The sequence below is a fragment of the Massilia sp. AB1 genome (assembly GCF_018119385.1).
Classification (GTDB): domain Bacteria; phylum Pseudomonadota; class Gammaproteobacteria; order Burkholderiales; family Burkholderiaceae_D; genus Telluria.
In genome coordinates, this window is the sequence record NZ_JAGKSG010000085.1 from 1 (window position 1) to 8976 (window position 8976).

An 8976-nucleotide genomic window follows, 5' to 3' on the forward strand; every position below is an offset into this window, starting at 1 on the left:
CCCGCCCCCCCCCGGCGCCCCCCCCCCCCCCCCCCCCCCCCCCCCCCCCCCCCCCCCCCCCCCCCCCCCCCCCCCCGGTTTCCCCCCGCGGAGGTGAAGACGAGCGTTGGCACGACTCATAAAGCAAAAACGCCATCTCCCGCAGGAGATGGCGTTTCCTTTTCAGCGAACTACTCAGGCAGCTTCGACAGCCACCGGCTTGCGAATCAGGTAATCGAAGGCCGACAGCGCGCACTTCGCCCCGTCCCCCGCCGCGATCACGATCTGCTTGAACGGCGTCGTGGTCGCATCGCCCCCGGCGAACACACCCGGGATATTGGTCCGGCCATGATCGTCCACGATGATCTCGCCGAAGCGCGACAGTTCCACCGAACCCTTCAGCCACTCGGTATTCGGCACCAGGCCGATCTGCACGAACACACCCTCCAGCGGCACCAGGTGCTCTTCCCCGCTGATGCGGTCCTTGAAGCGGATCCCGTTGACCTTCTTGCCGTCGCCGACGATTTCGGTCGTCTGCGCATTGGTGTGGATGCTCACGTTCTTCAGGCTTTCCAGCTTGTTGACCAGCACCGCGTCCGCCTTCAGCTGGTGCGCGAACTCCAGCAGGGTCACGTGTTCCACAATACCGGCCAGGTCGATCGCCGCTTCGACGCCCGAGTTGCCGCCGCCGATCACCGCCACGCGCTTGCCCTTGTACAGCGGTCCGTCGCAGTGCGGGCAGTAATTGACGCCGGCGTTCTTGTACTCCTGCTCGCCCGGCACGTTCACATTACGCCAGCGCGCGCCGGTCGACAGGATCACGGTGCTCGACTTCAGGGTGCCGCCGTTGGCGAAGCGCACCTCGACCAGGCCGTCCGGGGTCGACGGCGGGATCAGCTGGGCGGCTTCCTGTTGCTGCATCACTTCCACGCCGTAGTGGCGCACCTGGGCTTCCAGCGCGGCCGAGAACTTCGGGCCGTCGGTTTCCAGCACCGAGATGTAGTTCTCGATCGACATGGTGTCGTTCACCTGGCCACCCATGCGGCCGGTCGCGATACCGGTGCGGATGCCCTTGCGGGCCGCGTACACCGCCGCCGCCGAACCGGCAGGACCGCCGCCGATGATCAGGACGTCGTACGGGTCCCTGGCGTCCAGCTTGGCCGCCTCGCGGGCGCCGGCGCCGGTGTCCAGTTTGGCGACGATCTCTTCCACGGTGGTGCGGCCCGAGTTGAACAGCTCGCCGTTCAGGAACAGGGCCGGCACCGCCATCACCTGGCGCGCCTCCACTTCCTGCTTGAAGGCGCCGCCTTCGATGACGGTGGCCTTGACGCGCGGGTTCAGGATCGCCATCAGGCTGATCGCCTGCACCACGTCCGGGCAGCTATGGCAGCTCAGCGACATGTAGACTTCGAAGTTGTAGTCGCCGTCCAGCGCCTTGATGGTGTCGATGACGTCCTGCTCGACTTTCGGCGGATGGCCGCCGGTCCACAGCAGGGCCAGCACCAGCGAGGTGAACTCGTGGCCCAGCGGCAGGCCGGCGAAGCGCAGCTGGGTGCCGCTGCCGGGGCGCGCCAGCGAGAAGGACGGCTTGCGCGCGTCGTTGCCGTCGTAGCGCACGGTGATCTTGTCGCTGCGCAGGCCCTGGATGGTGTCCAGCAGGTCGCGCATCTGCTTCGAGGTGTCGCTGTCGTCCAGGGAAGCAATCATCTCGAAAGGCTGCTGCACGCGCTGGAGGTAGGCGCCAAGCTGGGTTTTCAGTTCAGGTGTGAGCATCGTCTTTTCCTTCTTCGTCGTTCAGCGTTCAATAAGCAAAGTAGTAAATCTGCTGTGAGATCGACTAATTTGATTGCCTGGCCTTTCCAGGCATAAAAAGCTGGCTTAGAAATGAACCGGGCCGCCGCGGCGGCCCGGACAAACTACGGGACTACGCGATTAGATCTTGCCGACCAGGTCCAGCGACGGGGTCAGGGTTTCGGCGCCTTCGGTCCACTTGGCCGGGCACACTTCGCCCGGGTGCGATGCGACGTACTGGGCTGCCTTGACCTTGCGCATCAGTTCCGATGCGTCGCGGCCGATGCCGTTGTCGTGCACTTCCATGACCTTGATCTGGCCTTCCGGATTGATCACGAAGGTGCCGCGCAGCGCCAGGCCTTCTTCTTCGATCATGACTTCGAAGTTACGCGACAGGACGCCGGTCGGGTCGCCGATCAGCGGGTAGTTGACCTTCTTGATGGCGTCCGAGGTGTCGGCCCATGCCTTGTGGGCGAAGTGGGTGTCGGTCGACACGCCGTACACTTTCACGCCCATCTTTTCGAATTCCGGCTGGAATGCGGCCAGATCTTCCAGTTCGGTCGGGCAGACGAAGGTGAAGTCAGCCGGGTAGAACATCAGGACCGACCAGGTGCCCTTGAAGTTTTCTTCGGTCAGGTCGAAGAACTTGCCAGCGTGGTAAGCGGTCGCCTTGAACGGTTTGATCTGGGTGTTGATGAGGGACATGTAATCTCCTGTTTTGCGGTTGATGAATCAGTTCAGTGAGAAGCAGTTTATCGGACTGCTCATCGTTTGTGAAATTGATTGAAACGATATTCTTGATTGATTTTACCTATCAGTCAAGTATTGCTCAGCCCATTTAATAACAGGTCAATGGGGAAAGTGGAGCCCGGACAGTGTGGCCCAAATGCCAAGCGGGTGCAACCGTGGGCCCGATTGGCGTACGGCGGTCTCGGCCGCCGTACGCGAGAAGGAAGGATCAGGCGTCGCTGGCGGCCTCGACGACAATCAGCTGCTCGGTGCAGGGAAGGTGGAGGCTGAAGGTCGAGCCCTCCCCCGGCGTGCTGGTCACGCGCAGTTCGCCGCCGTGCGACACGGCCAGCTGGCGCGAAATGTACAGTCCCAGGCCCAGTCCCTTGGGCTCGCCGTTGCGGGCGCCGCGCTCGTAGGGCTCGAAGATGCGCTCGATGTCGGTCGCCGCGATGCCCTTGCCCTGGTCGCGTACGTCGATTTTCACCATGTCGCCCTCCAGCTGCACGCTGACCTCGACCGGCAGGCCGCCGCCGTAGCGCAGCGCATTGGTCAGCAGGTTGACGATCACCTGCTCGATGCGGAACTCGTCCCAGCAGCCCTTGATCGGGTCGTGCGGTACCAGGGTCAGGGTGGTGCCGGTGGAGGCCGCCTGCAGGGCCAGGTCGCTCACCACCCGGTCCAGCAGGCTCATCAGCTCGACATCGCAGGGCCGGATCGACAGCTTGCCGCTGCGCATGCGCGAAACGTCGAGCATGTCGTCGATCAGGCGGATCATGGCCTTGATCTGGCGCTCGTCGCGGCGCACCATGGCTTCCATCTGGTCCGGGCTGAAGGCCGCCGCATTGCCGCGCCTGAGCTGCAGGCTGCGCATCTGGGTTTCCAGGAACAGGGTGTTGAGCGGCGTGCGCAGCTCGTGCGCCACCAGCGACATGAAGTCGTCGCGCATGTGCAGCGAGCGCTGCAGCTCTTCCTGGGTCTGGTTCAGCTCGCGCAGCAGGGTTTCCTGCTCCTGGCGGCTGCGCTCCAGCGCCGCCATCTGGCGGCGCGTCTCGCGCCGCTGCTGGTCGAGCGCGACGAAGACCTTGACCTTGCCGCGCACCGCGTCGGGGTCGAGCGGCTTGTACAGGAAGTCGACCGCGCCGCTTTCGTAGCCCTTGAAGGCGTAGTCGAGCTCGCGCCCGGCCGCCGAGACGAACACGATCGGGATGTTGCGGGTGCGCGAAGTGGAGCGCATCAGCTCCGCCAGCTGGAAGCCGTCCATGCCCGGCATCTGGACATCGAGGATGGCCAGCGCGAACTCGTGCTCGAGCAGCAGGGTCAGGGCCTGGTCGCCCGAGCCGGCCTGGTGGATCTCGCATTCCTCGTTGCGCAGCAGCGCTTCCAGTGCCTGCAGGTTTTCCGGCAGGTCGTCGACGATCAGGATCTTGCTTGGGTCTTGGACGCTCATGGTTTCTCCAACAAGGGCAGCAGCGTGCGAATGCCTTCCAGGGGCAGCACGAGGTGCGGGGCGCAGCGCCGGATGGCTTCTTCCGGCATGGTGCTGGCCTGGGCTTCGTTCGGGTCTTGCACCACGGTCAGCCCGCCGCAGTCTTTGATGCGGGCCATGCCGTCGGCGCCGTCGTGGTTGGCGCCGGTCAGCAGGATGCCTGCCAGCGCCGGGCCGTAGACGTCGGCGGCGGATTCCATCAGGACGTCGATCGCCGGCCGCGCGAAATGCACGGGCGGCTCGCAGCTGAGCGAGAAGCTGCGGTCGTTTTCGATCGACAGATGATAGCCCGGACCGGCGAAATACACCGTGCCCGGCTGAATCGGTTCCTTGTCGCGCGCCTCGCGCACCGGCAGCGCCACGCGGGTGGCGAACAGCTCGGCCAGGCGGCTGTCGCGGTCGGACGGAATGTGCAGGATGCACACGACGCCCGGCCCGAAGCTTTCCGGCAGCGCCGGCAGCAAGGCGATCAGGGCGTCGACGCCGCCGGCCGAGCCGCCGATGATCACCATTTCGATGCCGCGGCCGTCCAGGGCGCCTGCGATCTGCGTGTCGAGCGTCATGACGCCACCTTGCGGAACAGGCGCTCGCGCCGCGCCAGCGGTTCGAAGCGCTGGGCATAGCTGGAGAAGTCGATCGACTCCTTGCTGCCCAGTCCCAGGAAGCCGCGGTGGCACAGCGACTCGTGGAACAGGCCCAGCACGCGGTCCTGGAGCTGGCGGTTAAAGTAGATCAGCACGTTGCGGCAGCTGACGAAATGGGTTTCCGAGAACACGCTGTCGGTGGCCAGGCTGTGGTCGGCGAAGGTCACGTTCTCCACCAGCGAGCGGTCGAACTTGGCGCCGTCGTAGGCCGCCACGTAATAGTCCGAGAACGCCCTGGTGCCGCCGGCCTTCTGGTAATTCTCGGTGTACAGGCGCATGCGCTCCAGCGGGAACACGCCGCGCCGCGCCGCTTCCAGCGACTGCGGATTGATGTCGGTGGCGTAGATGATGCTGCGCTCGAGCAGCCCCTCTTCCTTGAGCAGGATGGCGAGCGAATACACCTCCTCGCCGGTGCTGCAGCCGGCCACCCAAATCTTGAGCGACGGGTAGGTGCGCAGGAAAGGCGCCACCTGCTCGCGCACCGCCAGGAAGTATTCCGGGTCGCGGAACATCTCGGTGACGGGAATCGTCAGGTATTGCAGCAGCTGCGCGAAGCCGTCCGGCTCGTGCAGGACCTTGGCCTGCAGCGCCGACACCGTGTCGCAGCCCATCTCGCGCATCGCCACCAGCACGCGCCGCTTTTGCGACGCGCCGGTGTAGTCGCGGAAGTCGTAGTTGTACTTCAGGTAGACCGCCTCGACCAGCATGCGCAGTTCGATGTCGAAATCGCTCGGTGGCTTACTCATGGCTCGTCAAATCCGCTCCAGCGCCGGCATCCACACCCGCAGCAGCGAGTACAGGCGGCTCAGGTCAATCGGCTTGGCCAGGTAGTCGTTGGCGCCGGCGGCCAGGCACTGCTCCTGGTCGTCCTTCATGGCCTTGGCCGTGATCGCGACGATCGGCAGGCGGTCGAAACGGCCGTCCGCGCGGATGCGGCGGGTCGCTTCCAGGCCGTCCATGCCCGGCATCATCACGTCCATCAGCACCAGGTCGATGCCCGGCACCTGGTCGAGCTTTTCCAGTGCTTCGAATCCGTTCCTGCCCACTTCGACCTTCGCGCCGCGCTGCTCCAGCGCGCTGGTCAGGGCGAAGACGTTGCGCACGTCGTCGTCCACCAGCAGGATGGTACGCCCTTCGAACACGCGGTCGCGCCCGCGCACGGCTTTCAGCATGGTCTGGCGCTCGGACGAGAGTTCGGACTCGACCTTGTGCAGGAACAGGGTTACCTCGTCCAGCAGGCGCTCGGGCGAACGCGCGCCCTTGATGATGATGGAGCGCGAGTAGCGCAGCAGCTCGGCTTCCTCGTCGCGGGTCAGGTTGCGGCCGGTGTACACGATCACCGGCGGGAAGGAGCACAGCTCTTCGTTCGACATGCGCTCGAGCAGCTCCCTGCCCTGCATGTCGGGCAGCTTGAGGTCGATGATCATGCAGTCGAAGATCTCGGTACGCAGCAGTTCCAGCGCCTCGCCGGCCGTGCCGACCGGCGCGATCTGGACGTCGTCGTCGGCGATCAGCTGCACCACGCTCTCGCGCTGGCGCTCGTCGTCCTCGACCAGCAGCACGCGCTTGATCTTCTGGGTCGATTTCTCCTGCAGCTTGCGGAACACTTCTTCCAGCTGCTCGCGCGAGGTTGGCTTGAGCGCATAGCCGATCGCGCCCAGGTGCAGGGCCTCGCCGCCATTCTCCATGCTCGACACCACGTGCACCGGAATGTGGCGTGTGGACGGGTTGTCCTTGAGCTGCTGGAGCACGGTCAGTCCGGAGCGGTCCGGCAGGCGGATGTCGAGCAGCACCGCGTCCGGCTTCTGGCTGGCGGCCAGGGCCAGGCCCTCGTCGGCGGATTGCGCCACCAGGCAGCGGTATTCCATTTCGTGGGCCAGGTCGTAGAGGATGCGCGCGAATTGCGGCTCGTCCTCGACCACCAGCACGGTGCGGCGGCCGTCGCCGGCCTCGTCGCGGTCGTCCGGGAAGACTTCCACCGGATCGGACTGCGGCGCCGGAGCCGGCGCCGGCGTGGCCGCCACTGGTGCCGGTTGCGCGGCAGGTGCGTAGGCGGGCGCCGGGGCCGGGCTTGCCAGTGCAGGGACGCCGCCGCGCGGCAGGTTCAAGGTAAATACACTGCCCTCGCCGGGTTCGCTGGACACGGTGAGCGTGCCGCCCAGCAGGCCCGTGAGGTCGCGCGAGATCGACAGGCCCAGGCCGGTGCCGCCGAAGCGGCGGCTGGTGGTGCCGTCGGCCTGGTGGAAGGCGTCGAAGATCTTTTCCTGCTGGTCGTGGGCGATGCCGATGCCGCTGTCCTGCACGCGGAAGGCCAGCATGCCGTCCACGCCAGTCGCCACCGACAGGCTGACCGCGCCGCTATCGGTGAACTTGACCGCGTTCGACAGCAGGTTCTTGAGCACCTGCTCGATGCGCTGGCGGTCGGTGTGCAGGGTGGCCGGCACGTCGGGCGCGATGTTGACCTTGAAGTCGAGCGACTTGTGGCGCGCCAGCGGCTCGAAGGTGCGCGCCAGGCCCTCGACCACGCGGCGGATCGGGACGTCTTCCGGCACCAGGTCCAGCTTGCCCGCTTCGACCTTCGAGATATCGAGGATGTCGTTGATCAGCTGGAGCAGGTCGTTGCCGGCCGAGTAGATCGTGTGGGCGAAGCGCACCTGCTCGTCGGTCAGGTTGCCGCCGGCGTTATCGGCCAGCAGCTTGGCCAGGATCAGCGAGCTGTTGAGCGGCGTGCGCAGCTCGTGCGACATATTGGCCAGGAATTCCGACTTGTAGCGGCTGGCGCGTTCGAGCTCGAGCGCGCGCGACTGCAGTTCTTCCTGGACGCCGGTGAGGGCCGCGTTCTTCATGTCCAGCGCCAGCGCCTGCTCGGCCAGCTGGTCGTTGGTGGTGCGCAGTTCGGCCTGCTGGTTCTCCAGCGCGGTCTGCGATTCTTCCAGCGCGCGCGACTGCTCTTCCAGCTCTTCGTTGGCGGTACGCAGCTCTTCCTGCTGCACCTGCAGTTCCTCGTTCAGGGTCTGGGCTTCTTCCAGCGCGTGCTGCAGGCGCTGGCGATAGAGCACCGCCGCGATCGAGGCGCCCACCACCGGGGCGATCAGCTCCATGAACTCGCGGTCGCGCTTGGATACCGGGTGCAGGAAGCCGATCTCGATCACGCCCTTGACCTTGCCATGATTGTAGACCGGCGCGATGATCAGCTCGCGCGGCGGCGTGTTGCCCAGGCTGGTGGCCACCTTGAGATAGCCGTCCGGGAGGTCGCGCAAGACCAGGATGCGGTTGTCGCCTGCCGCCTTGCTGGCCAGCGATTCGCCCGGCTGGATCACCTTGGCGTGGTCGTTGCCGTCGTAGGGGAAGCCATAGGCGCCGATGCGGCGCAGCACGCCCTCTTCGCTGCGCACGTACATGGCCGCGACGGCGCCGTCCAGGTAGCGTGCGATATAAGCCAGCACGGCTTCGGCCAGCGGCTCCAGGTTATGGATGCCGGCGCTCTGCATGGTCAGCTCGTTCACGCCGGTGCGCAGCCAGGCCTGCTGGCGCAGCTCGGCATTGTGCTCGGCCTCGTGTTCCAGCACTTCGCGGTAGCTGGTGGACAGGCTGACCAGCTGGCGGCGCCCGAACAGGGCCAGGCCAACGCCCACCGCCACGCTGAAGGTGAGGAAGGTCACGACCGACCAGAACACCACCCGGCGCGCGGAATCGTTGCGCTCCTGGAGCACGCGTCCTTCGACGGTGACGAATTCGTCGTAATTGCGGCGCACCTCGTCGGTCAGCACTTTGCCGCGGCCGCTGCGCACCGATTCGACCACGTCGGCGCCCACGCGGCGGCGCGCGATCATCTCGCTGGCGTATTGATTCCACTGCTTCTGGGCGGCGTTGACGCGGCGCACGCGTTCAGCCTGCAAGGGTGCGTCCTTGACCAGGTCGGCCAGCGAGCGGAGTCCGTCTTCCACCCGCTGGGACGCCAGCAGGTAGGGGGACAGGAAGGCTTCGTCGCCGGACAGGAGGTAGCCGCGCATGCCTGCCTCCATGTCGGCCGACAGCTTGCTGACCTCGTGCGCGTTGCCGATCACCTTCTCGGAATGCTCGACCCAATTCAGGACGTTGATCAGGTAAGCGATGAGGCCGACGAACACGACGGCGCTCAGGAAGCTCATTCCTAAGGGCAATACGAGGTTGCGGGTGAGGATGCGGCGAAACTCGAAGTTATCGATGGAGGTGCCCGTCATGCGTTTTGGATATTTATTAGGAAAAAAATATCCAAAGTGTAACTCATACAATTTTTTTGGCGCACACGGTAGGGTCGGGGGGGGGGGGGGCGGGGGGGGGGGGGGGTGTTTGGGGGGGGGG

General features: G+C 65.6%; 6 protein-coding genes. All 6 read right to left on the reverse strand.

Annotated features, from left to right (window positions below):
• Window positions 1-174: 174 nt before the first annotated feature.
• The 6 genes from ahpF to J8847_RS23645 all read right to left on the reverse strand — a co-directional run bounded on the left by ahpF (window position 175) and on the right by J8847_RS23645 (window position 8855).
• On the reverse strand, window positions 175-1752 hold the full coding sequence (ahpF, locus tag J8847_RS23620) for an alkyl hydroperoxide reductase subunit F (protein WP_211527131.1): 1578 nt from the start codon (window positions 1750-1752) through the stop codon (window positions 175-177).
• Window positions 1753-1911: 159 nt separating this feature from the next.
• Window positions 1912-2475, reverse strand: a complete 564-nt coding sequence (gene ahpC / locus J8847_RS23625; RefSeq protein ID WP_211527132.1) for an alkyl hydroperoxide reductase subunit C — start codon at window positions 2473-2475, stop codon at window positions 1912-1914.
• 253 nt (window positions 2476-2728) lie between these two features.
• Window positions 2729-3949: a hybrid sensor histidine kinase/response regulator gene (locus J8847_RS23630; protein ID WP_211527133.1), complete on the reverse strand. Its 1221-nt coding sequence runs from the start codon at window positions 3947-3949 to the stop codon at window positions 2729-2731.
• On the reverse strand, window positions 3946-4551 hold the full coding sequence (locus J8847_RS23635) for a chemotaxis protein CheB (RefSeq protein WP_211527134.1): 606 nt from the start codon (window positions 4549-4551) through the stop codon (window positions 3946-3948). The genes J8847_RS23630 and J8847_RS23635 overlap by 4 nt, the downstream gene beginning before the upstream one ends.
• Complete coding sequence (locus tag J8847_RS23640; RefSeq protein ID WP_211527135.1) at window positions 4548-5378, reverse strand: protein-glutamate O-methyltransferase CheR; 831 nt, start codon at window positions 5376-5378, stop codon at window positions 4548-4550. The genes J8847_RS23635 and J8847_RS23640 overlap by 4 nt, the downstream gene beginning before the upstream one ends.
• 6 nt (window positions 5379-5384) lie before the next feature.
• Window positions 5385-8855 carry a response regulator gene (locus J8847_RS23645; protein WP_211527136.1) on the reverse strand — a complete coding sequence of 1157 codons (3471 nt, stop codon included), beginning with the start codon at window positions 8853-8855 and terminating at the stop codon, window positions 5385-5387.
• Window positions 8856-8976: the final 121 nt, after the last annotated feature.